The organism is Bartonella rochalimae ATCC BAA-1498 (genome assembly GCF_000706645.1).
Taxonomy (GTDB): Bacteria; Pseudomonadota; Alphaproteobacteria; order Rhizobiales; family Rhizobiaceae; genus Bartonella; species Bartonella rochalimae.
In genome coordinates, this window is the sequence record NZ_KL407337.1 from 188,320 (window position 1) to 214,076 (window position 25,757).

Below are 25,757 nucleotides of genomic sequence, written 5' to 3' on the forward strand. Positions count from 1 at the left end.
ATAATTTTTTGTTCAGTCAGTATTGGATTTATCAAAACAAAAAATAGCTCGGAAAGAACTTTCAATTTATAATGAGCTAAAAAGGAAAATGTAAGCTCCTACTTCTTCATCTTTTAAAAAGATTAATAAAACAAACAGATTATGTGAAGGAAAGAAACTGGTACGCCCAAGGGGAATCGAACCCCTGTTTCCGCCGTGAAAGGGCGATGTCCTAACCGCTAGACGATGGGCGCAGACCAATGATGAGGCTTATAGAGAGGATCTTTTTACTTCGCAAGTCCTATAAGTGATTTTTTTTTAAAAAAATGCATTTTATTGAATTATTTTTTTGAGATATGCCTAGGAGATTATATAATCTAGGCTTATTTTACAAGATTTTAAATGATACAATATCTGATAACAATCGGTAATACATTTTAGTATACAACAATAGTAATACTTTTATTTTTTCCAATAAAAAAATAGATGAAGATGATCAAGTTAGGGATTTTATAATGTAATATACTTTTGAGTATTATTTTATTCGTTATTGTAGATTGATTCATAAAAAAGCATTACTAACATAAAAAGTCATTTCAAGAAGATCTGCATCTGCATTTTTTAATAAAAATGAAAATTGTTTATAGAACAATTGACTGAAGTATGGCGATTATATGTTTACTGATCCATTAATAAAACAATCACAAGCTACTGTTTATATAATGTAAATAAGCTGGAAGAAAATACGCATCGCGAAGCTGAAAATAATGTATATAAAGTGAAAAGAGTTCATTAAAGCAGATAAATATTTACAAGCTACAATCCTATATAAAGATTCCTAGGTTAGTTAATGAGTACTAAGAGGAATTAGATTATAGTTTTTTTCTTGTGAAAATCTTTCATCTTTGCAAAAGCTGTATTCTTGATATTTAAGAATAAAATGCTAATGTCGTTTTGTGAATACTAATTCAATAGGATTTTTTATATGACCCAATCAACTCAAAAGATCTTAAATCGACTCGATCGTATTTTAACCCTTGAATTAGTACGTGTGACTGAGTATGCCGCTGTTGCAGCTGCGCGTTGGCGAGGACGTGGTGATGAAAAAGCAGCCGATCAAGCTGCTGTGGATGCGATGCGTCGAGAACTTAATTGTTTACCTATTGATGGCATGGTTGTAATTGGTGAGGGAGAGCGTGATGAAGCTCCTATGCTTTATATTGGAGAAAAAGTAGGACTTCAAAATGGAGTAGCTGTTGACATCGCTCTTGATCCACTTGAGGGAACAACTATTTGTGCAAAAAATCTTGCTAATTCACTTGCTGTGATTGCAATTGCCCAAAAAGGGAATTTACTTTATGCTCCTGATGTTTATATGGAAAAAATAGCTATCGGTCCTGGTTATCCAAAGGGAGTGGTTGATATAGATGCGAATCCTGCCGATAATATTCATGCTCTTGCAAAAGCCAAAGGAATAGATGTTAATCAAATTACTGTCTGCATTATGGATCGGCCTCGTCATGCAGAATTGATTAATAAAGTGCGTATGACTGGTGCAGCAATTCGTTTAATTAGTGATGGAGATGTTGCTGCTGTTATTCATACAACTGATTCAGAGGCAACAGGTATTGATATTTATATGGGTATTGGTGGAGCACCAGAAGGTGTATTAGCTGCGGCAGCTTTACGTTGTACTGGTGGACAAATGCAAGGACGTTTACAATTTAATACAGAAGAACAAATTGCTCGTGCTGCCAAGATGGGGATTAAGAATCCTAATAAGGTTTATACAATGGAAGAAATGGCCAAGGGTGATGTTTTATTTGCAGCAACAGGTGTAACTGATGGTAATATGTTGTCTGGTGTTAAATTTACTCGTGATTATATTCAAACAGATAGTCTTGTGATGCGTTCATATACTGGTACAATTCGAAATATTAGAACACAACATAGAAATCAGTTGAAATTTGGCTGATGATTTTTAGCTGATATTGCATAAAAATAAGGACGCATTGATTAGAGAAATATATCTTTATAAATTTTTGAAGATATTTTTGTTTTTTATTATAGATACTATGATAATTGCACAGAGCGTACCCAGCCGTTTTTATCTTCTATATTTCCTTTTTGTATATCGATAAGTTGTGCACGAAGTTTTTCTGTAATCTCACCATATACTTCATTTCCGATGATACATTCTCCACCTTTATATTTAATACGTCCGATTGCTGTTATAACAGCAGCTGTGCCACATGCAAAAGCTTCTTTAAGGTGACCATTTTGCACATCTTCTTTCAGTGAATCAAAAGAATAAGGGCGTTCTTCTATTGTTAAACCCATTTGTTGTGCTAACTTCAAAATTGAATGACGCGTTATTCCTGCTAGAATAGTACCGTTGAGTGCAGGTGTTACAAGTATATTATTAGCCATAATAAAGCAAATATTCATTCCACCAAGTTCTTCAATCCATTTTCGTTCAACCATATCAAGAAAAAGTACCTGACTACAATTATTTTGAGTTGCATTGTTTTGTGCGATTAAGCTTGCTGCATAGTTTCCGCCACATTTAGCAGTTCCTGTACCACCAGGGCCAGCACGGCTGTAGTCTGTTTCGAGACATACGCTAATAGTTGTTTTTTGTCCTGTAAAATATGATTCAGCTGGAGATGCTATGACACAAAAGATATATTCTAGAGAAGGATGAACTTTCAATAGGCTGTCGTTACCAAACATAAAAGGGCGTAAATAGAGGCTAGCATTTGGATGATTAGAAACCCATTTTTGATCAATTTTTACTAATTAGTTCGCTGCATCCAAAAAGATACCCTTTGGTAATTCAGGCATAGCTAATCGTTTTGCTGATTCCATAAAACGTTGTGCATTAGCCTCAGGGCGAAATAGTAAAATACGTCCATCCTTTGCTCGATATGCTTTTAAGCCTTCAAAGATTCCCTGCGCATAATGCAAAATGACACTTGATGGACTAATTTCTAAAGGTTTGTATTGAGAAATAATAGCATCATGCCAACCTTTATCTTTAGTCCATTTAATAAGAGCCATATGGTCTATAAAAAATTGACCAAAACCAGGGCTTTTCAGAATTTCTTCACGCTTTTTATCTGATAAAGGTGAAGGATGTTTATCTATTTTAAACAAAAATGATGATTTAGGAGAATTCATAAGTTAAACTTTCTGAAACAAGATTTTATTTCTATATCTTTTGGCAAGATAATAAAAAGTTTCTATAATATTATTATTGGCAATTTTCTTATGTCAATATTTTCATCATATAATATAGACTCTAGCAACTATTAATAGATATTCTATTATTAGAATTTTGATTATAATTCGTATCAAGGAGTTTGGAACTTTTATATATACACAGCGTTTTTCGAGATACTGTAAATATTTTTGTCATTGAATTATGATTAACAAGTAAAGGAATTCGCTATGATTGAAAAAAAATATCCAATATATGATCAGCAGAAAGCTGTAGAAAAAAGAAACTGTAAATGGTCTAATTCAATTGGTAAAAGTATTTTTACTATTATTCTTTCTCTTCTCTTTATTTGGCTTATTGTCGCTTTTTTAGGGTCTTTTTGGAATAAATCATCAGAACATATCCCTAACAGGAATAAGACAGGAGTAAATCAGACAACAACGAATCCAACACAAAATTCAATAGTGCCTCCGATACCTTAAAAAGAACGATACTTTATCATTTTATAAAGTAGATTCTGTATAGATAAAAAATGAGATTGACACAAATAAAGAAAATGAAGCATCCTAAAGAATAATTTTGATATTAACTATAACATCTAGAGAAAGAGAAGAGAACGAATAAAATAGAATGACAGTTGTTTAGGCTGTCATTACATTTGTTTAGTTTGTGATAAAACAGCTTCCCCCAGATTGTTTGATATTTTCACAAAGGCTTACAGCTTCATTACGGTTTTGTGTTTGAATTCGAACACGGTAGTAGGTACCTTTCCCTGATATGAGGGCAGATTGAATATTTAATGGCCGAGAACCAATAATAGATCCAAATTTAGATTTTATTTTTCTCAAAGAATTTTGTGCTAATTCAGGAGTGGGTTGGGATGAAAGTTGTACATAATATTTTTCACCATTTTGTACTGCTGTTTGTCCTGAAGAATTTGAATGAGCGGAAGTTGGCATTGGAATCTTTGAATTCAATTGGGCAGGTAAAGGAATTGGTATAAGTGAATTTCGAGTTTTTTCTTGAATAGTAGAGATAGCATTACTTTCTGTGATAATGTGGTCAATATCAGTTGTAGGAGTATGTTGCGTTTTTTCTTGATTGTTTTCATTGTTCTTTACATCAGGTAATTGTGAAGAAACAGATGATTGTTTTTGAGATTGTTCAGATACAGTTTTTTTAGTCACTTCAGATTGAGCAAAAGGCTCTTCATTTTTGTAGTGAACTGGATTTACTACAATTGTACCATCTGGTTTTACAACAACAGTTTTAACTTCATGTGTCGGAACAGTATGATTAAGCGCTGCAGTAATTGCATCTTCAACATAAGCTTCATTAAGGGGAGAAGTTGTAGGATTTTCAGGTTCTTTCTTATTTAACGCTGTTAAATCTTCTGATGGTGCTTCATTAAGAGAAGAAGCTGTAGGATTTTCGGATCCTTTCTTGTTTAACACTGTTAAATCTTTAGGTGCTTCAGAATTATCAAAAAGAAATTGCTGCGCATTTTCTTGCTTCTCATTTTTTTCGGTTATCTGTTTGTAAAGATCTAAATTCTGCGTAATATTGCTTTCAGATTCGGTTATTTCTGGTTTGACTTTAAAAGGCGTATTATCAGCACGAATAATATTTGGACTTTCATTCGTGTCTGATAACATAAAAAAGTGAACATAACTGACAAGACCAATTGCAGCCAAAATAAGAAAAGCAAGACTTTTAGAGAGAATTCCTACAATAGAAAAACTTTTTGGGGAAGAATTTTCTAATGTATTAGCAGGTATCTCATTTGCATATCCATATTGTGAATCTTCAGGAAAAGAAGAGTAATAATGTTTCCCATTCTCAGGAGAAGAATAGTTGGTATTTGGTTCTTGAGTATTTATATGTAAATTCGCTGTTAGATTTTTTTTAGCAGGATAAAAAACTTCACTTTGCTGTTTTTGAGAAAAATTTTTGGTTATAGTGCTACCTACGCCGAATACATCAGTAAATTCTTTTTCTAAACCATCATTAGATACATCGTATTTTGGTTCTTCATATGAAACTTCTGAGACCATAATTGGTTCAGTCTGTTCTACTATTTCCTCTGCAAATTTATAGGTATCAACATTAGGAGGAGAATTATCGCTATGCGAAGAGTTTTCTATAGGAAAACTATTAGTTTGTGCAATATTAAAAGTCTTTAATGAGGATTGTGTATAATTTAAATTGTTTTGGTTATGTTGCTCTCTTTGTTCATTATTTTGAGAGTTATTTTTAATACTATGATTATCATTTTTAGTATATTGAATTTGAGCATTATTATATAATGAATATTTTGTTTCATTATCTTCTTTTAAAGGTTCTGTTTCATTATGATTAATGATATGCTGTTCTTGTGAAAAGTCTTCTAAACTAACGGATTTATCAGTGGGTGACGAATCCATCATAGATGAAACATTCGTTGATTTATCCATTGTAGCGCTGTTTATATTTGAAACTGTATTAACAGATGAAGAAAATATACGCGTATCCGTGGAGGAAATTGGTATATTAACTTGACGATCTTCAACAAAATTTTGTTGAGTAGTTGGTCTTTCATATGAGTAATTTACAGATGTATTGTAAGTATTTTTCTGATAAGCATACTTTGGCTTGACACTATAAATATCTGACTGTTGGTCTTGCATTTGTAAAGGAGTCTTAGCCTCTTTATAAAGAGCTGCATTAGAAGATATATATCTACTTTGTGTACTCACTTCATCAGGAAAAGAATTTTGTATTTGTGCATTGAAATTATTGGTTTCAAAAGAAGAGTTAATATTGACAGTTTCTGAGGTGTTTTGTGTTGTCTGAGAGCTTGGGATAGGTAATGGAGAAAGTGTATTTAAAATTTGTTCTTCATTATGAGGAGAATATTCGGCTACATTCCTATAGTTTTGGTTGTCGGTATCTAATTGTGGAGCCCATTGTTCATTGTCATCAAATGGTAATTCGCCAACTAAATTATTTTCAGTAATTTCTTCCAGAAAAGGCAAATCAAATGAAGAAGAGTCTCCAGAATTTTCAGATTCCAAATGTTCCGATTTTAATGAAGAATCAGGATTCTGAGCATTCTTTTTTTTATTTTCTAAATTTGAATTGAAAATTTGCGTAAGCCTTTCCACCGGATCATAATGCTCATGATCTTGTTTCATTTCCTCTGGATTTTTGCGATCATTATCGCTCATAGGTTTTCTCGCATGAAAATCTGCATTTTTTTATGTACAACTATTAATTCCATTCCATTGTATATTAAACTAATTTACTGTATATTAAATTTAAGTTTTTACCAATTAAAGAATATACAAAAAATATTCTAAATCAAATACTCATTTTAATATTTATAGAACTTTTTCAACGCATTTCTGTTAGTGCTTTTACTCCAATAATTGTGAGCCCTGATGATAAAATATTAATAATAGCTTGAATTAATCCAAGTCTGGCTAGTGATAATTCTTTATTATCAGGTTTAATAAAACGTAAATTAGGATTGTCATTGCCCTTATTCCAATGTCCATGGAAGTTTGATGCAAGGTCATAAAGATAAAACGCTAATCGATGTGGTTCTTTGTAAATGACGGCTTGTTCAATGATCCGTGGATATTCGGTGAGTTTGCGTATTAACAATATTTCATTCTCATCGACTAATTGGTCAAGATGCGCAATCATTGTACTGTTTGAAGGATTTTCAGTACGGAAGACTTCTTGCGCTTGACGAAAGACTGAATGACAACGTGCATGTGCATATTGTACATAAAAAACCGGGTTATCTTTCGATTGTTCTGTTACTTTTGCGAAATCAAAATCAAGAGGTGCTTCGCATTTACGATAAAGCATCATAAAACGAACTGGGTCACGGCCAACTTCTTCTACAACATCACGAAGAGTAACAAAGGATCCAGCTCTTTTGGACATGCGTACGGGTTGACCATCGCGAAAAAGTTTCACTAACTGACACAAGAGAACAGTTAGTTTGGCTTTATTTCCAGAAATTGCTTTTGCTACAGCTTCTAATCGCTTTACATAACCAGTGTGATCAGCGCCTAGAATGTAAATCATTTCATCAAAGTGGCGATTAAATTTATCACGAAAATAAGCAACGTCAGCTGCAAAATAAGTATAAGAATTATCTGATTTAATTAGAGCACGATCTTGGTCGTCACCAATGTCAGTTGAACGAAATAAGGTCTGTTCGCGTGGTTCCCAATCCTCTACGTTTTTCCCTTTTGGTGGTGGCAGTATACCCTTATAGATATAACCACTTAAAGTAAGATCAGTAATAGTACTACGGATGGCTTGCGCGTTATTTTCGTAAAGCGTGCGTTCCGAGAAAAAGACATCATGATAAATATTAAGAGCGGCTAGATCTTTGCGAATCATTGCCATCATTGCATCAATTGCGTGTTCCTGTATTGTAGATAAAGCTTCTTCTTGATCTATAATTAATAATTTGTCACCAAATTTTTTAGCAAGAGATTGCCCCAATGGTATGAGATATTCACCTGGATAAAGCCCTTCTGGAATTTCACTGATTGTTTGTCCAAGTGCTTCACGATAACGCAACATTACAGAACGGGCGAGTACTTTTATTTGTTCACCAGCATCATTGATGTAATATTCTTTAGTAACTTCATAACCAGCAAACTGAAGCAAATTAGCAAGAACATCTCCAATAACAGCACCCCGGCAATGCCCAACATGCATAGGCCCGGTTGGATTTGCAGAAACATATTCGATATTGATTTTTTTTCCTTGTCCTATTTCAATTTGACCATAGGATATTCCTTTTTCAATCATTAACTTTAAGGCATTTTGCCAAAATGATTGTTTAAATTTTATATTAATAAATCCAGGGCCGGCTATATTGATGTAATCAATGTCGCTAACAGATTGATCACTATTGAGGAGCTTTATAATTTTTTCAGCAAGAGCACGTGGATTTAGTCCAACAGATTTAGCAAGTACCATAGCAGCATTTGTTGATAAATCGCCATGTAAAGCATCACGTGGAGGGTCAGCAACGATTTTTGATAAATCTAAGATTTCACCATTTTTTCCTTTTATATCAGATAATTCGATTAATTTTTTAATTTTATTTTCGAAATTCTTAAAAACATTCATGTTCAAATTCCATGTTGTATTCGAAATAGTGAATCGAAATCATCTGTATGCTTAAATAACCGATGGTATTCACGCAAAGCATAATGATCGGTCATACCTGATAAAAAATCAGCAATAAGCCGCGCTAACTCTTGATCGGTTAAATTAGTTATTTTAATGTACCAATTTTCAGGCAATAAGTTTGGATTTTCATAATAACAGTTGAATAATTTTTGTACAATAGATTTCGCTATGTTGCGACGTACAAGAACTTTATTGTGATAATAAAGATTTTTAAAGAGAAAATCCTTTAATTGCTTTTCTTGAGTAGCCATTCTTGGAGAAAAGGTAATAATAGTTTGTTTCGCTTGATAAACATCATTTGTGCTCTTTGGTTTGATAAAAGATAAATTTCTTTGTGATTGTTCGATTACATCTTCAACCATGATTGTTATTTGTCGACGTACTAATTCATATCCGCGTCGAGTTTGGTCAAGTTTAGGATGTTTTTTTTCGATATCTTTTAATAATGAAGCAGTCAAGGAAACTTGCTCGAACTGATCAATTGTTAAAAAGTGCGAACGTAGACCATCATCGATATCATGAGCGTTGTAAGCAATATCATCAGCAACTGCTGCGCATTGCGCTTCTAGTCCAGCATAGCAATTAAGCTCAAGATTGTGTTGTGCGTTATAGTGTAAAATATCGATAGAAACATTTTTATTGTTAGAATGAGGACCTAAAAGAGGACCATTATGTTTCACAAGTCCTTCAAGTGTTTCCCAGGTAAGGTTTAATCCGCCAAAATCTGCATAACGCTGTTCTAGTTTTGTAACAATCCGTAGTGTTTGTGCGTTATGATCAAAACCTCCATAAGGTGCCATTGCTTCATTCAGAGCATCTTCTCCTGCATGGCCAAAAGGTGTATGCCCAAAATCATGCACAAGGGCAATTGCTTCTGCGAGATCTTCATCAAGATTTAGTGCACGGGCTAATGTACGTGCAATTTGAGAAACTTCGATTGAATGGGTCAAACGTGTCCGATAATGATCACTTTCATCAGCAATAAAAACTTGAGTTTTATGCTTAAGACGTCGAAATGCATTGGAGTGAATAATACGATCACGATCACGTTGAAAAGGTGTACGTATCGTACTTTCTGCCTCATAAAATAGTCTGCCACGGCTTTTTTGAGGATTCGTGCTATATACCGCTCGAGATTGATAATTGTAATTGATATTGTTTATATCCATTGCAAGTTATCCGTTCTCACCTTAAATTTAGAATCATTTATTATTAACAAAATTCTATGTATTTTGGATACTCTTTCTTTACAATTGAGTTCACTAATTCAAGGATCTAGTAGCGTATGAGTGTAAATATTTCAGATATTGCTGCCAAACAAATTGCACAGATACTTGCAGAGCAACCTGGAAAAACAGCTTTACGTATTTCTGTTGAAGGGGGAGGATGTTCTGGCTTTTCTTATAAGTATGATTTGGTCTCTGAAAGTAAAGAAGATGATTTTGTTATTAAAAAAGATGGAGCGGTTGTATTTATTGATTCAATATCTTTTCCTTTCATGGAGGGAGCTGAAATTGATTTTGTCGATGATCTTATGGGGCAATCTTTTCAAATTCATAATCCTAACGCTACTTCATCATGTGGTTGTGGTGTGAGCTTTTCAATTTAGAATAATTACTTTTCTATATTACTCCTTGAAAAGATTACCAATTTGATCAACAATGTGAAAATGGAAATTTTTATAAAAAAATCATACCAGATTTTGTGGTTGATAATAACATTTATCTTGTTGACTTGGAGTAATGTCACCTTTTCTGAAGAAGGAGAATTTCAAAGGAATCAAGGAGAAGAATTAGTTACTTCTATTATGGATTCTCATGATCATGAAGAGGGTGATTCATACTCGCAGCTTATATTACACGCTCAACTAACAAATAAGAGTGAAAATATTATGAGCGGATTAGTGTGGCGTGTTTATGCGCCTATTTTGGGAAGCGACAATAAATTGCCATTGGTTGCAACTTATGAAGGTGGTTCCGCACGTTTTGATTTAAAACCAGGGAGCTATCTTGTTCATGTTTCATTTGGTCATGCAAGTGTTGTGCAACGTGTAAGTTTAGAGAATAGACAACAACTTGTTAAAAATTTTAATCTTGATGCGGGTGGTATTATTTTAAATAGCACATTATTTAATGGCATAATCAATGAAAAAGAATTGCGTTTTACTATATATGAGGATGAAAGAGAAAATGATGATACGGGTGTAATCTTAGCAAATGTTAAACCACAATCGATGGTGCGTTTAAAAGCTGGTCATTATCGTGTTGTTTCTCATTATGGTTCAGTTAATGCCATTATACGTTCAGATATTCAGGTAGAAGCTGGTAAAATTACTGAAGTAACCCTTGAACATCAAGCTGCTCAAATTATTTTAAAGTTAGTACGTCAAGAGGGAGGAGAAGCACTGGCAGATACAAGCTGGTCTATCACTAATGACTCTGGTGATATTATTTATGAAACAGTTGGTGCTTATGTTTTGCTTGTTTTAGTAGAGGGTGATTATATTGCTATTGCTAAAAATAAAGACAAAATTTATCGAAAGGTTTTTTCGGTAGTTTCTGGTCAAGATAAAGATGTAGATATTATAGCAAATTCGCAAAATGTACAGCAATTTGATGAATCAATGGAGTGATTCATTATCTTGGATGTTAATTGTAATTGTTAAAGGGGATATTTAAAGTTTTGGTTATAGAATTTTCAACATTAAGTGTTTTTTTTGCTGGTGCATTATCTTTTTTATCACCATGTGTTTTGCCATTAGTTCCTCCTTATTTGTGCTATATGGCAGGTGTTAGCATTGACGATTTTCGATCAGAAAAACAAGATAGAAGAGCATCTGTACGCTTAGTACTTTTGTCTTCTGTTATTGCTTTTGTTTTTGGGTTTACAACTGTTTTTGTTCTCTTGGGTGCAAGTGCAAGTACACTTGGCAAATTCATCGGTTACTATCGTGATTGGTTTGCTATTGTATCTGGAATTATCATTATTATTTTTGGTTTAAATTTTTTAGGGCTTTTCAAGATTGGTTTATTATTGCGTGAAGCGCGCTTTCAAACACGAAAAACGCCTGCTGGACCTTTAGGAGCTTATATTATTGGGTTAGCTTTTGCATTTGGTTGGACACCATGTATTGGTCCAATTTTAGGGCCTATTATAACGCTTGCAGGAACGAAAGAAACCGTAAGTGAAGGCGCTATGCTTTTGGGTGTTTATGCATTGGGTCTTGGAGTACCTTTTCTGTTAGCAGCTTTGTTTTCAAGTAGCTTCATGGGATTTTTAGGGGCTTTTCGTGTTCATTTAGGAAAAGTTGAAAAAATTATAGGTATTTTTCTGATTATTACAGGTATTTTATTTTTGACAGGTTCTATGCAAAATTTATCTTTTTGGCTTTTAGAAAATTATCCTTCGTTAGGTAATATTGAAACGATTAGTTGGCATGATATTATAAATTTATTTGGATTTTTTCGTTAATTATATGTGCTTTTATGGTTAGAAGTTGTCTTTCTATTGTTCTCGCAGCAGGTGAAGGGACGCGTATGAAATCGTCTCTTCCTAAGGTCCTCCATAAAGTGGCTGGGTTACCACTTGTGTGTCACGTGATAAGACAAATAGAATTATTAAATTCTTCACAATTAGCAGTGGTTGTAGGGGTTGGTGCAGAAGATGTTACTAAAACTGTACAATCATTTGTAAAAAATGCGATGATTTTTGAGCAAAAAGAGCGACTAGGTACTGCTCATGCAGTTTTATCTGCACGAATTGCTTTGGAAAAAGAAGTGGATGATGTTCTCATTGTTTTTGGAGATACTCCTTTAATTGAGCAAAATACATTGGTCAAAATTCGTGAACAACTTTCTAAGGGAGCAGATGTTGTTGTCACTGGTTTTTATACTTCTAATCCAACAGGTTATGGTCGTCTTCTCAATAAAGATGGTAAGATTATTGCGATTGTAGAAGAACAAGATGCAAGCGATGAAGAGAAAAAAATCTCTTTTTGTAATGGTGGAATAATGGCCATTAAGGGAAAGTATGCTCTTTCTCTTCTAGATAAAGTTAATAATAACAATTTGAAAGGAGAATATTATCTAACAGATATTGTTTCTATTGCAGCTTGTGAGGGGTTAAACATTCAGGTTGTGGAAGTGCCTTTTGATAATGTTGTAGGAATTAATAATTGTTTTGAGCTTTTTGAGGTTGATGTTTTATGGCAAAAACGTAAAGCGCGCGATCTCATGTTATCTGGTGTTCGAATATTAAAGCCAGAAAGTGTTTATTTTTCTTATGATACAGAAGTTGAATCAGATGTTGTGATTGAACCAAATGTTTATTTCGGATCAGGAGTAAAAGTGCAATCTGGTGCAGTTATTCACGCATTTAGTTATCTAGAAGGTGTTGTGATTGGTATGGATGCAGAGATTGGACCTTATGCGCGTTTGCGACCAGGAACAGAGTTAGAACGATCGGTTAAGATTGGAAATTTTTGTGAAATTAAGCAAGCAAAAATAGGAGAGTGTTCCAAGATTAACCATTTGAGTTATATCGGGGATGCAGAAATTGGGAAGCATACTAATATTGGAGCTGGTACAATTACTTGTAATTATGATGGTTTTAACAAACATAAAATTGTGATTGGAGACAATGCTTTTATTGGTTCTAATTCAGCACTTGTTTCTCCTTTGATCATAGGGGAAGGAGCCTATATCGCTTCAGGAAGTGTTATCACTGAAAATGTTCCCGCTGACAGTATGGCTTTGGGGCGTGCACGGCAGATTATAAAAGAGGATCGTGCAGAAAAATTACGTGAGCGTTTATCAGCAAATAAAAAGAAGAGTTAATTGTTTTTATTTATTTCTCAGTTTTAATAGTGATCTAATAATTATGGAGACACTTGTTCTTATTTATGACCATGCCATATCAATTTATATAATTTATAGGCTGTTTAGATTTAGAATGTAGATCGTTTGATTTTTTATAATGTTTATTATCAATTTGGGGTGTAAATTGGAGCTTTTTAATGTGTGGAATTATTGGAATTCTTGGAAATAAATCTGTTGCATCCCATTTGATTGATGGCTTGAAGCGTCTTGAGTATAGAGGATATGACTCATCTGGTTTAGCGACAGTGCATAATGGGCGTCTTCATCGTGTTCGAGCTGAAGGTAAATTAGTTCATTTAGAAGAAAAATTAGGAAAAAAACCTCTGGAAGGTAATTTAGGAATTGGTCATACTCGCTGGGCTACGCATGGGATTGCTGTAGAACGAAATGCTCATCCTCATATGACTGAGAGACTTGCAGTTGTTCATAATGGCATTATTGAAAATTTTGTAGAACTACAAAAGGAACTCGTTGAGGACGGTTATACCTTCGAAACAGAAACGGATACGGAGGTTATTGCTCATTTGATTACACGCGAATTGAAAAATGGTCTTTCTCCACAAGAAGCAACGTACACAGGCTGGAAAAAACTCCAGGGTGCTTTTGCTTTTTCTCTTATTTTTGAAGGTGAAGACAATCTTATGATTGCTGTTCGCTCTGGACCACCATTAGTGATTGGTTATGGTAAAGATGCGTTTTTTGTGGGGTCTGATGCGATTGCTTTAGCGCCATTTACAAATCGTATAAGCTATCTGGAAGATGGAGATTATGCAGTTATCAAACGTGAAGGAATAAAAATTTACAATACGGATAATCGGCAAGTAGAGCGCCCTATTACGACTTTATTTGAAGGGTCTTTGCTCGTTTCTAAAGGTCATCATCGTCATTTTATGCGTAAAGAAATGTTTGAACAGCCTGAAGTTATTTCACATAATTTGACGCACTATCTTGATTTTAGACAAGGTATTCTGCTTGAAAGTTTGATCGATTGGAGCAAGATTAATCGAGTATTATTCGCTAGTTGTGGGACAGCTTACTATTCAACTTTAGTTGCGCGTTACTGGTTTGAAAATTTTGCTGCTTTAAGTATCGATAATGATGTAGCTTCTGAATTCCGTTATCGTGAACCACCGATAACATCTGATGTGTTATCGGTATTTGTTTCCCAGTCTGGTGAAACGGCTGATACTTTAGCGTCTTTACGCTACTGCCGAAATCTTGGTGTAAAAACAGCAACAGTTGTGAATGTTATGCAATCAACGATGGCAAGAGAAGCTGATTTTGTTTTACCAACCTTCGCAGGACCAGAAATTGGTGTTGCTTCGACAAAAGCTTTTACTTGTCAATTATCCACTCTTGCTGCAATGGCACTTAGTGCAGCTAAACAGCGTGGATATCTTTCAAAAACAACAGAACAGCAATTGGTTCAGCAATTAGCAGAAGTTCCTAGGATTTTAAATGAAGTTTTAAAGCTGGATGAAAAAATTGAACAATTATGTCGTAGTTTAGTAAATGCAAAAGGTGTACTCTATCTTGGGCGAGGCACTTCTTATCCAATTGCTTTAGAGGGAGCGCTCAAACTGAAAGAACTTTCTTATATTCATGCTGAAGGTTATGCTGCTGGTGAATTAAAACATGGGCCGATTGCGCTGATTGATGAAAAAATACCAGTTATTGTTGTAGCCCCTTATGATAGATGGTTTGGAAAAACATTCTCTAATATGCAAGAGGTTGCTGCGCGTAATGGCCATATTATTTTGATAACGGATAAAAGAGGAGAAGCAGCAGCGACTCATTTTTCTTCCTTATCGACTATTATTTTACCAGATGTTCCAGAGTTTATTGCTCCTATTATTTATGCTTTGCCTGTTCAGTTAATTGCTTATCATACAGCTGTTTTGTTGGGGACAGATGTTGATCAACCACGTAATTTAGCAAAATCAGTGACCGTTGAGTAAAAAATGATTTATTTTTTAAGAATTATAGAAATGATAAATCAGTATCTGCAACTGATATATAAAAACATTTTATTTTATCAAAATGACTTTTAAATATATCATCAACAATGACCAGAGTGTTTTAATAAGCTTTTTGATCTTTACAGGAGGATATGCTCTCTTTATGCTTATTGAAGTGGGTGAAGATCTTGTTTAACAGTTGATTTTTTGTTGGTTGTGTTGATAAAATTATTAAAAAACTAACCTGCACGTAATAGCTGAAGAGCATCATCGCGTCCAAAAAGATAAAGAAGTAAGCGCACAGCATATCCCTGTTCTGAAGAAAGATTAGGATCGCGTTGTAATAATAAATTCGCATTCTTTTTTGCTATAAGTAAAAGATTACGATGGACTGCAAGGTTTGCTATATAGAATTCAGGCATACCAGATTGTCGTGTTCCTAATAATTCGCCTTCACCTCGTAGACGCAAATCTTCTTCAGCAATTGTAAAACCATCTTCTGTATTTCGCATGATATTGAGACGTGCTTCAGCTGTTTTGGTGAGAGGGCCCTTATAGAGTAAAATACAGGAGGATTTTTTATTTCCTCGTCCAACACGTCCACGTAATTGGTGTAGTTGTGCAAGACCAAAATGCTCCGCATGCTCGATAACAATAATTGAAGCATCAGGAATATCAACTCCTACTTCAATGACTGTAGTTGCAACTAAAATGCATATATTAGCATTTTTAAAGGATGCCATTACGGTTTCTTTTTCATCAGTAGACATTTTTCCATGTATCATACCGACACGAGTTCCAAACCGTTTTTGTAAGCTCGCAAAGCGATTTTCAATAGAAGTAAGCTGAAGAGTTTTGGATTCTTCCACAAGAGGACAGATCCAATAAATTTTTTCTTCTTTTTGTACTGCAGTAGCAATTCGTTCTATAAGTTCATTTATCCGTTCTGAAGGAATTGTTGCAGTTGTGATAGGATTCCGCCCAATTGGTTTATCTGTAATTTTTGATGCGTCCATATCACCATAAGATGTTAGTATCAACGTACGTGGAATAGGAGTTGCTGTCATAACAAGCATGTCAGGCTTATTGCCTTTTGCAGTAAGGGTAAGACGTTGGTGTACACCAAAACGATGTTGCTCATCAATAATAGCCAGAGCAAGGTTATTATAAGTGACATGCTCCTGTATCAAAGCATGGGTACCGATAATGATAGAAGCTTCTCCTGATAAAATAGTATCAAGAATTTTTGCGCGCACTTTTCCTTTTTCTCGCCCAGTTAATAGGGCTGTTTGTAAACCGATTTTTTCAGCAAGGGGAGCGATTGTAGCAAAATGTTGTCGAGCAAGAACTTCTGTTGGAACCATTAAGGCTGATTGCCCTGAATTTTCAGCAATTTGAGCTATTGCCATCAGTGCAACTACGGTTTTTCCTGTTCCCACATCACCTTGAAGAAGCCTTAACATGGGTTCAGGTGAAGCTAAATCATTTTCGATATCTTTAATTGCTTTTATTTGTCCATTTGTAAGCTGAAAGGGTAGGATTTCAAGTAGTTTTTTAGTATAAGCACCTGTAGGTGGGCGAGAAGTACCTGAAAGTGATTTAGTCTCTAGGCGTACAAGGCCAAGAGCTATTTGATTAGCAAAAAATTCATCATAAGCAAGACGCTTACGCGCTGTACTTTCTAGGGTAAGATCATCAGGATTGATAGGGTCGTGAATACGGCGTAAAGAAACAGCAAAAGAAGAAAAGTTATGCTCCTTTTTTATACTTTCTTCTATCCATTCTGGCAAAGAAGGAATAAAATCAAGGGCTTTTTTCGTTGCTCGTCTTAGTGTCTTTGTGGAAAGCCCTGCAGTAGAGGGATAAATCGGTTCAATAAATGGCATCTGATCGAGTTGTTCATAAAAAAGTATATGATCAGGGTGAATCATTGAAAGCTGCCCTTTAAACCGTTCTACTTTACCTGATACGATTACTTTTTTCCCTTTTGGCAATTGCTTCTCTAGCCAAGAGCGTTGGGCGTGAAAAAATATTAAATTTATTGTACCTGTTCGATCATAACCAATGACACGATAAGGTGCTCGACTGTGATTCGTTGGTGGTATATGTTGATCGATAATAATTTCAAGAGTAACAATATCTCCTTCTTGTGCGAAAGAAATATTGGGTTGTTTTCTGCGGTCTATAACAGAATGAGGCATCAATCGAAGAAGATCAATAAGAGTAGGTTCGCGTTGCACAAGATTAATATTTAAAACTTTAGCAAATAAAGAACATATTTTTGTATTAACTCCAGCGAGGGTGTTAATAGAGGTAAAAAGGGGATTCAGAAGGCTTGGATGCATACGAAAATTTAGCTCTCTTTGTTTTTTTCTAGTATTTAGAAAGAACTTTTTGAAGATAAATCACTCAGTATATAAAAATAGTTGCATTATTGTTTTCTTAAGATGTGGGTTATGGAATTAAATAGTCCGATAATGAAGAAAATAAGAACATGATAAAAAGATAATCAACATTAATCATTTTATATGCTACTCTATTTTATTTATATATTTTTTTATTGTGGCTATAGCTATTTATTTGATGGTCATTTATCGATATCAATGAAATTAGTATGTCTTTTGGATATTCTAGAGTGCTAGGATTGTGGCTTTGGTGTAAGTCAAAGATCGTTTACAAAAATAAAAATTGCAATTTGGTATCTATTTTAATGGGAAATAGTGCAAGTGTCAGGAAAAAAAAGAAAAACACCCGATAATAAAAACTCTCTCCCTCGCTTTATTCACTTGAGGGTACACTCAGCTTATTCACTTCTTGAAGGTGCTTTAAAAGTCAAACAAATCATTCAGCACGCCATTTCTGATCGTATGCCTGCCATAGCTATTACGGATACAAATAATTTATTTGGTGCTTTAGAGTTTTCACAATACTGTTTTTCTGATGGTATTCAACCTATTATTGGTTGTCAGCTTGCTATTGATTTTGGTGATGAAAATTGTAATTCACCTTTAACTAAATTGCATCATTCTTCTGATTATTCTTCCATTGTATTATTTGCTGCGAGTGAAACAGGTTATTCGCATTTGGTTCGGCTTGTTAGTCGTGCATATCTTGATAAGAATGATACGGATCTTCCGCATATTAAAGCTGATTTTCTCTTAAGACACCATGAAGGAATTATTGCTTTAACTGGTGGACCAGGAGGGCCTATTAATTCGGCTTTAACTGAAGATAAAAAAGAACGAGCTATTGAGCGTTTAACTTATTTGAAGAAAATTTTTGGTGATCGTCTTTATGTTGAATTACAACGGCATGGTTCTTATGATCGGAAAGTGGAAGAAGCGCTTATTGAACTAGCTTACACCTATGAGATTCCTCTTGTTGCTACTAATGAGGCATTTTTTCTCAATAAAGAAGGATATGCTGCTCATGATGCGCTCATGGCTGTTGCGGAAGGGCAAGTTGTTTCTAATCCAAATCGTAAACGTGTGACATCAGATCATTATTTAAAGTCACAAGATGAAATGGTTTCACTGTTTTCTGATCTTCCGGAGGCTTTGGAAAATAGTGTTGAAATTGCTTTACGCTGTCATGCTTATGCACCAATTAGAAAACCGATTTTGCCTGGTTTTATAGAGCGATCTGCAGATACATCCTCTGTTTTAGAAGCAGAAGCTAAGGAATTATTAGATCAAGCCAAAGCCGGTTTAAAAATGCGTCTTGAGACAATTGGTTTAGCAGAAGGCTATACAATTGCAGATTATGAGCAGCGGCTTAATTATGAAATTTCAGTTATTACGCGGATGCAATTCTCTGGTTATTTTCTCATTGTTTCGGATTTTATCAAATGGGCAAAAGCTCATGATATTCCTGTCGGTCCAGGGCGTGGTTCTGGTGCTGGGTCCCTTGTTGCCTATGCACTAACGATCACTGATGTTGATCCTTTACGTTTTTCTCTTTTATTTGAACGTTTTCTTAATCCAGATCGTGTTTCTATGCCAGATTTTGATATCGATTTTTGTCAAGAACGACGCGAAGAGGTTATTCGTTATGTTCAGCAAAAATATGGCTGCGATCAAGTCGCTCAGATTATTACATTCGGTAAATTGCAAGCACGTGCAGTATTGCGTGATGTTGGTCGTGTTTTAGAGGTACCTTATCGTCTGGTAGACTATCTGACAAAATTAGTTCCTGCTACTCCTGGTAGTAATATTGAGTTAGCACAAGCTATTATAGATGAACCAAAATTTGAAGAAGAAAAGAAAAAGGACCCTGTTATTGGGCGTATGTTAGATATAGCACTTCAGCTAGAAGGACTCTATCGTCATGCCTCTACTCATGCTGCAGGGATTGTTATTGGTGATCGTCCATTATCAGAGCTTGTACCGATGTATCGTGATCCACGCTCTGATATGCCTGTAACTCAATTTAATATGAAATATGTTGAACAATCTGGATTGGTAAAATTTGATTTTTTAGGTTTAAAAACGCTTACTGTTTTAAAGATGGCTGTTGATTTTGTCGCACGAAAAGGCACGAAGGTAGATTTATCGCATATTCCCCTTAATGATGAAGCAACTTATGCTATGATGTCACGTGGTGAAACAGTTGGCGTGTTTCAAGTTGAAAGTGCTGGTATGCGTAAAGCACTTATTGGTATGAGGCCAGATTGTATTGAAGATATTATTGCTCTTGTAGCGCTTTATCGTCCTGGTCCGATGGAGAATATTTCGACATATAATATACGCAAACATAAAGAAGAAGAAATTACCTCTATTCATCCTAAAATAGACCATTTAGTTAAAGAAACGCAAGGTGTTATTGTTTATCAAGAACAAGTGATGCAGATTGCTCAGGAGCTTGCTGGCTATTCACTCGGAGAAGCAGATTTATTGCGTAGAGCTATGGGTAAAAAAATTCATAAAGAAATGCAAGAACAACGTGCACGCTTTGTAAGTGGGGCCGTTGATGGTGGCCTTGATAAGGAGCAGGCTAATGTAATCTTTGATCTTTTAGCAAAATTTGCGGATTACGGTTTTAATAAGTCGCATGCTACCGCTTATGCGATTGTTTCTTATCATACAGCTTATATGAAAGCACACCATCCTGTAGAGTTTTTGGCTGCATCTATGACATATGATATGACAAATACAGATAAGCTCAATGATTTTCGACGTGAGGCATTAAGATTAGGAATTGAGGTTGTTGCGCCCTGTGTGCAAACATCACACCGCATTTTTGAAGTTGGGGAGAATTGTATTTATTATTCCCTTTCTGCTGTTAAAGGGGTGGGAGATATGGTCGTTGATCATATCGTGGCTTGTCGTGGAGACAAGCCTTTTAGGGATTTAGAAGATTTTTGTGAACGTATTGATCCTCGTATTGTGAATAAGCGCGCTATGGAGAGTTTGATTTACGCTGGCGCCTTTGATTGTTTTAATGTTGCTCGTGAAGTTCTACTAGCAAGCCTGGTAACTCTTAACGCACGTGCTCTTCGTATTCTTGATAATAATTCTAGTGGGCAAGTTGATATATTTGAGATGGTAGGTGGGTTAAAAGAGCCTTTGATTTTATCTCAAGCATCTCCTTGGTCTGTTGCTGAGAAACTTCATTATGAATTTCAGGTAATAGGTTTTTATTTTTCTGCTCATCCTTTGAGTGAGTATCAAGATGTTCTTATTAAAAAACGTGTTCAGACTTGGAACAATTTTGCTGCTTCAGTTAAAGGGGGAGCTACTGCTGCCCGGCTTGCTGGAACTGTTGTAGCAAAACAAATTCGTAAAACAAAATCTGGTAAGAAAATGGGAGTGATTCAGTTTTCTGATACGAGTGGGCAATATGAAGCAGTTATATTTTCTGAAGGACTTTCTGTATACGGAGATATGCTGGAGCCTGGAAAATCTTTTATCATTACAGTTGTTGCGGAGGATCGCTCTGAAGGAATTAGTTTGCGTATTGAAACAATTCAGTCCTTAGAAGAACAAGCACTGCAATGTCATAAAATGATGCGCATTTTCCTAAAAACAATAGATATGCTACCACAAATTGAGCAGAATTTGAATTCTGAAGGCAAAGGAGAGGTAGCACTTGTACTAATTCAAGAGGACGGACTTCGAGAAGTTGAGATAGCTCTTCCAGAAAGGTATAAAGTGAATGCCCATGTAGTCAATGCTATAAAAGTTCTTTCTGGTGTAGTTGATGTCGAGTTAAGCTAAAGTTTATAGGATAAAGATTATTTTTTTAAGCAAGTAGTATTATATTTCTTTAGTGTTATGAAAAGTGTTATGAAAATTATATTTTAAGTCAGCTTGAAAGATTAAAGTAAATTAGTATTAGCAAATTGACATTTGCAAAATAAACGCTTTATTTGCTTTACAAATTGTATTATTAACGTTTAAAATTTTTTTATATTTACAATGAAAATAGAATTGTAATTTTGGTTGTTTAAGGCAATGAGACTATAATTTTTATAAATTTTCTACTCAATGCTTTTTAATATTATTTTTTGTCAAGTCCATGGCGTCATAAGAGTATAGCCAATCAAGGCGAGACATAATATTTTCTGGTGTATGAATTTTCATAAAGAAATTACGTGCAATTGCTATCGGCCCAGTTGCATGATAGACAAATCTATTAAAATCTCCACGTTTTTTTACAGCAGTAATACGTGGTTTGCGTATTTTTTCATAAAGTGCAGTGGCTTCAGCGAGTGAGAGATTATCCAGAGAGAGTACTTCTGCTAATGTGGCGGCATCCTCTATTGCCATAGCAGCACCTTGTGCTGCGAAGGGTAAAAATGCATGCGCACAATCACCTACAAAGACTTGCTGTTGTAAACCTAAAAAACGATTATGATTCATTTGAAATAATGGCCAATAGCTCCACTCATCAATGTGATTAAAAATTTGCAGAATTTTTGGATTCCAATCATTAAAAAGAGATTTGAGTTTCTCTTTATTTCCTGTTTGCTTCCATCTTTTTCCTGGATTTTCTCCATGAGTGATGGCTACGAAATTGAATGTTTTTATTGACTCAATAGGATAGGCAACAAGGTGATTTTTAGGTCCCATCCAAGCAGTAATTGTTTTTATATTTTGTAATAAAGAACAAAATTTTGGAGAAAGACTCTCAAATGATTTTGTTGCTCGCCATGCGATGAAGTTAGTGAAACTAGCTTTTTCATGAAAGGGGGAAAACTGTCGCAATGTTGACCAAACACCATCACATCCAATGAGAAGTGGTGTTGAATAAAATTGATATCGTTGTATTCCAGTTTTTTCTTCTATTGTGATTGTTTTTATTTTAATATTATCCCCTGTAGATTGGGTAGATGATATGATGCTTTCTCCCATTTTGTATTTAATAAGAGGGTTCTTAATAACAGCATTATATAAAACGTTCTGTAAATCAGCTCGATGAATTGTAATATAAGGAGATTTCCAGCGCTTTTCAGATAAGTTAATAAGGTCTGCATGTAAATGCGTTTTCAAAGATATACCATCTTTTAATTCAAGAAAACGCGGTTTAATACCTAATTTAATAAGTGTATTAAGCATTCCCCAACGGTCAAGAATGCGTGTTGCATTTGGAGTAAGTTGAATACCAGAACCAATACTATCAAGCTGCTTCCGCTTCTCAATAATAGTACTTGCAATTCCTTTATGAGCAAGTGCTAAAGCAGAGCTTAATCCCGCAATGCCTGCTCCAATGATAATTAGAGATTGATCTTTTAGCTGTTTCATATCAAAGAAAAAGAGAATCTTTTATAAAGAATCTTTGAGATGATACGTACATCCTGTAGGATTTGTCTGATTATGTGGTAGTGTATGATTATAGCGATAAAGTGTTGAACAATAGGGGCAAATTTTTTCATCAGCTGCTCCCATTTCAAGAAAAATATGGGGATGATCGAATGGTTGCGTAGCCCCTATACACATAAATTCTTTTACACCAATTTCGATTGTTTTGTATCCATTATCATTTTGAAAATACGGAATATTATAATCAGCCATAATGCGTAAACTCCAGATAAATTATCTTAATAAGGTATGATTTAAATCATGTGTTTTAATTATTAATTTGTAATACGATATACTATAATGCAAGATGCTTTTTCAGATAACTTATAAATGAGGGTAGATTCAATTGTTTTTAAAATATTCATATAGTTAATATGGAGAGAGTTAGTCATTATATTATGATTGAATATTATGATTGAGCCAGGACTTTTGAAATTTTTGCAGTTTACAAAATTTGATAAAAAATAGATAAAATTAGGATCTTATCTTCATAAGAGCGCGATTTTTATTTTGTAAAGGTTTCTATAAAATATAAAGAATTTTAACTGAATATATGAAACAAACGCTGACAGATCAAATTACTATGCGGGATATAACGATGGATAATCCAGCGCGATTTGTTAATCGTGAGTTTTCATGGTTACAATTTAATAATCGTGTTTTAATGGAAGCTGCAAATTCTAAGAATCCTTTATTGGAACGGGTACAGTTTCTTTCAATTTCAGCAATTAATCTTGATGAGTTCTTCATGGTTCGTGTTGCTGGCCTTGCTGCTCAAATTCGTTCTGGGATTACAGAATGTAGTGCAGACGGACGTACACCGCAGGAACAGCTGGATTTTGTATTAACTGAGATTGCATATTTGCAAGCTAATCAGCAACAAGAATTACGTACCTTACGTTATGAGCTAAAACAAAATAATATTGAAATTGTCTGTTCTGACAAGCTTTCCAAAGTTGAAAAATTGTGGGTTGAAAGGTATTTTTTAAAGGAAGTTTTTCCTGTTTTAGCACCTTCTCTTATTGATTCTATACATTCTTTTCCTTTTATTCCTAATTTAGGTTTTTCTCTTGCGTTCCAATTATTACGGCGCGTTGATCAGCATTCTATAATGGTGTTTTTACCTGTTCCTAATACTTTGAAGCGTTTTATTCTTCTTCCTCAAGAGGAAAATAATTTTCGTTTTATTTTATTGGAAGATCTTGTCTGTCTTTTTATTGATCGTTTATTCCCTGGTTATGATAACAATGGGGCTGGAACATTTAGAATTATCCGCGATAGCGATATTGAAGTAGAAGAAGAAGCAGAAGATCTTGTTCATTTTTTTGAAACTGCGTTAAAAAAACGTCGTCGTGGAGAAGTTATTCGAATTGAATTTAATATGAAAATGCCTGAAAATTTACGCCAATTCATAACGGATGCACTTCGAGTACCTAGTAATTGTGTGAGTGTTATCAATGGTTTGTTAGCACTAAATATGATTTCAGAAATTGCTTCTATTCCGCGCGATGATTTAAAATTTATTTCTCATAGTCCTCGTATTCCAGAGTGTATTCGTGAGCATGGTGGTGATTGTTTTGCAGCTATTCGTGAAAGAGATATTGTTATTCATCATCCTTACGAAACATTTGATGTTGTTATACAATTTTTACGTCAAGCTGCCGCTGATCCTAATGTAATTGAAATCAAGCAAACTCTTTATCGTACATCAAATGATAGTCCGATTGTTAGTGCTCTTATTCATGCTGCTGAGCGAGGTAAGACGGTGACAGCATTAGTAGAATTAAAAGCCCGTTTTGATGAAGAGGCTAATATTCGTTGGGCACGTGATCTTGAATGTGCAGGAGTTCAAGTAATTTTTGGTTTTGTTGAATTAAAAACACATGCTAAAATGTCTTTAGTGGTAAGATGTGAAGAGAACTGTCGTCGTTTTTATGTTCACCTTGGAACTGGGAATTATCATCCAATTACCGCTAAAATGTATACCGATCTTTCCTTTTTTACAACTGATGATGACATTGCTCATGATGTTGGACTGCTTTTTAATTATCTTACCGAATACGCACAGCCAAATAAACCAATGAAAATAGCATTTTCACCATTAACATTGCGTAGCCGTATTCTTGAACATATCAAAAAGGAAATTACCAATGCACAACAAGGGCGGATAGCTGCTATCTGGATGAAGGTAAACTCATTGGTTGATCCTGAAATTATTGATGCTTTATACCATGCTAGTCAAATGGGGGTACAGATTGATTTGGTTGTGCGGGGTATATGTTGTTTACGTCCTGGTATTCCAGGGATCTCAGATAATATTCGTGTGAAATCAATAGTAGGACGATTTCTTGAGCATAGTCGCATTTTCTGTTTTGGTAATGGTGAGAATTTGCCAAATAAGAATGCTATTGTTTATTTGGGCTCAGCTGATATGATGCCTCGTAATCTGGATCATCGTGTTGAAGTATTGGTTCCAATTTTAAATAAAATAGTTCATCAACAAGTTCTTTCAAAAATTATGTTGGCTAATATTATTGATAACCAACAAAGCTTTGATATATTGGCCGATGGAACATCAAGACGTAGAAAGCCGCAAAAAGATGAAAAGCTATTTAATGCACAGGAGTATTTTATGAGCAATGTGCTTTTTTTCGAGTATGAAAACTTTTTTCAGACTTCTACTTCACCTTTGATTGAGTTGCTTCAGTAACAAATGAAAACA

Annotated in this window: 15 protein-coding genes, 1 tRNA gene and 1 pseudogene; 9 read left to right on the forward strand and 8 right to left on the reverse strand. The window is 34.7% G+C overall.

Translation table 11 applies throughout. The features are described from left to right. Positions 1 to 158: 158 nt before the first annotated feature. A tRNA-Glu gene (locus O99_RS00790) sits at positions 159 to 233 on the reverse strand. A gap of 731 nt (positions 234 to 964) precedes the next feature. Between O99_RS00790 and glpX the strand changes: the two genes are divergently transcribed. Continuing rightward, positions 965 to 1,954 (forward strand): class II fructose-bisphosphatase, encoded by a 990-nt coding sequence (gene glpX, locus O99_RS00795; protein WP_035005706.1) that lies wholly within the window; start codon positions 965 to 967, stop codon positions 1,952 to 1,954. 98 nt (positions 1,955 to 2,052) lie between these two features. Here the strand turns inward: glpX and O99_RS00800 are convergent. Further along, positions 2,053 to 3,159 (reverse strand): annotated as a pseudogene (locus O99_RS00800) (branched-chain amino acid aminotransferase). 270 nt (positions 3,160 to 3,429) lie between these two features. On the opposite strand from O99_RS00800, the gene O99_RS00805 reads away from it, so the two are divergent. After that, on the forward strand, positions 3,430 to 3,681 hold the full coding sequence (locus tag O99_RS00805) for a hypothetical protein (RefSeq protein WP_035005708.1): 252 nt from the start codon (positions 3,430 to 3,432) through the stop codon (positions 3,679 to 3,681). A gap of 180 nt (positions 3,682 to 3,861) precedes the next feature. On the opposite strand, the gene O99_RS00810 is transcribed toward O99_RS00805, so the two are convergent. The 3 genes from O99_RS00810 to O99_RS00820 all read right to left on the reverse strand — a co-directional run bounded on the left by O99_RS00810 (position 3,862) and on the right by O99_RS00820 (position 9,570). Next, on the reverse strand, positions 3,862 to 6,405 hold the full coding sequence (locus O99_RS00810; RefSeq protein ID WP_035005709.1) for an SPOR domain-containing protein: 2,544 nt from the start codon (positions 6,403 to 6,405) through the stop codon (positions 3,862 to 3,864). A gap of 166 nt (positions 6,406 to 6,571) precedes the next feature. Continuing rightward, the gene (gene argS / locus O99_RS00815) at positions 6,572 to 8,338 is read right to left on the reverse strand and encodes an arginine--tRNA ligase (protein ID WP_035005711.1); all 1,767 of its coding nucleotides are present in this window, start codon (positions 8,336 to 8,338) and stop codon (positions 6,572 to 6,574) included. A 2-nt stretch (positions 8,339 to 8,340) separates the two neighbouring features. Beyond that, entirely contained in the window at positions 8,341 to 9,570 is a 1,230-nt protein-coding gene (locus O99_RS00820; RefSeq protein ID WP_035005713.1) for a deoxyguanosinetriphosphate triphosphohydrolase, read from the reverse strand. Positions 9,571 to 9,686: 116 nt separating this feature from the next. Here O99_RS00820 and O99_RS00825 point away from each other — a divergent pair, with 116 nt between their 5' ends. The 5 genes from O99_RS00825 to glmS all read left to right on the forward strand — a co-directional run bounded on the left by O99_RS00825 (position 9,687) and on the right by glmS (position 15,236). Continuing rightward, a complete protein-coding gene (locus tag O99_RS00825) occupies positions 9,687 to 10,010 on the forward strand; it encodes a HesB/IscA family protein (RefSeq protein WP_035005715.1) in 324 nt (107 codons plus the stop codon). Between the two features lie 60 nt (positions 10,011 to 10,070). After that, the gene (locus O99_RS00830) at positions 10,071 to 11,033 is read left to right on the forward strand and encodes a hypothetical protein (protein ID WP_051668836.1); all 963 of its coding nucleotides are present in this window, start codon (positions 10,071 to 10,073) and stop codon (positions 11,031 to 11,033) included. Positions 11,034 to 11,083: 50 nt separating this feature from the next. After that, positions 11,084 to 11,872, forward strand: a complete 789-nt coding sequence (locus O99_RS00835) for a cytochrome c biogenesis CcdA family protein (RefSeq protein WP_035006657.1) — start codon at positions 11,084 to 11,086, stop codon at positions 11,870 to 11,872. A 14-nt stretch (positions 11,873 to 11,886) separates the two neighbouring features. Beyond that, positions 11,887 to 13,236 carry a bifunctional UDP-N-acetylglucosamine diphosphorylase/glucosamine-1-phosphate N-acetyltransferase GlmU gene (gene glmU, locus O99_RS00840; RefSeq protein WP_035005719.1) on the forward strand — a complete coding sequence of 450 codons (1,350 nt, stop codon included), beginning with the start codon at positions 11,887 to 11,889 and terminating at the stop codon, positions 13,234 to 13,236. Positions 13,237 to 13,415: 179 nt separating this feature from the next. Beyond that, a complete protein-coding gene (gene glmS, locus O99_RS00845) occupies positions 13,416 to 15,236 on the forward strand; it encodes a glutamine--fructose-6-phosphate transaminase (isomerizing) (protein ID WP_035005720.1) in 1,821 nt (606 codons plus the stop codon). A 239-nt stretch (positions 15,237 to 15,475) separates the two neighbouring features. Here the strand turns inward: glmS and recG are convergent, their stop codons facing one another. Beyond that, the gene (recG, locus tag O99_RS00850; protein WP_035005722.1) at positions 15,476 to 17,581 is read right to left on the reverse strand and encodes an ATP-dependent DNA helicase RecG; all 2,106 of its coding nucleotides are present in this window, start codon (positions 17,579 to 17,581) and stop codon (positions 15,476 to 15,478) included. Positions 17,582 to 17,962: 381 nt separating this feature from the next. On the opposite strand from recG, the gene dnaE reads away from it, so the two are divergent. Further along, positions 17,963 to 21,451: a DNA polymerase III subunit alpha gene (gene dnaE / locus O99_RS00855; protein WP_035006659.1), complete on the forward strand. Its 3,489-nt coding sequence runs from the start codon at positions 17,963 to 17,965 to the stop codon at positions 21,449 to 21,451. A gap of 267 nt (positions 21,452 to 21,718) precedes the next feature. On the opposite strand, the gene O99_RS00860 is transcribed toward dnaE, so the two are convergent. Both O99_RS00860 and O99_RS00865 read right to left on the reverse strand, forming a co-directional pair. Beyond that, positions 21,719 to 22,978: an FAD-binding protein gene (locus O99_RS00860; protein WP_035005724.1), complete on the reverse strand. Its 1,260-nt coding sequence runs from the start codon at positions 22,976 to 22,978 to the stop codon at positions 21,719 to 21,721. A 21-nt stretch (positions 22,979 to 22,999) separates the two neighbouring features. Continuing rightward, the gene (locus O99_RS00865; RefSeq protein WP_035005726.1) at positions 23,000 to 23,248 is read right to left on the reverse strand and encodes a zinc-finger domain-containing protein; all 249 of its coding nucleotides are present in this window, start codon (positions 23,246 to 23,248) and stop codon (positions 23,000 to 23,002) included. 340 nt (positions 23,249 to 23,588) lie between these two features. Between O99_RS00865 and O99_RS00870 the strand changes: the two genes are divergently transcribed. Then, entirely contained in the window at positions 23,589 to 25,745 is a 2,157-nt protein-coding gene (locus tag O99_RS00870) for an RNA degradosome polyphosphate kinase (protein ID WP_035005728.1), read from the forward strand. Positions 25,746 to 25,757 lie beyond the last annotated feature (12 nt).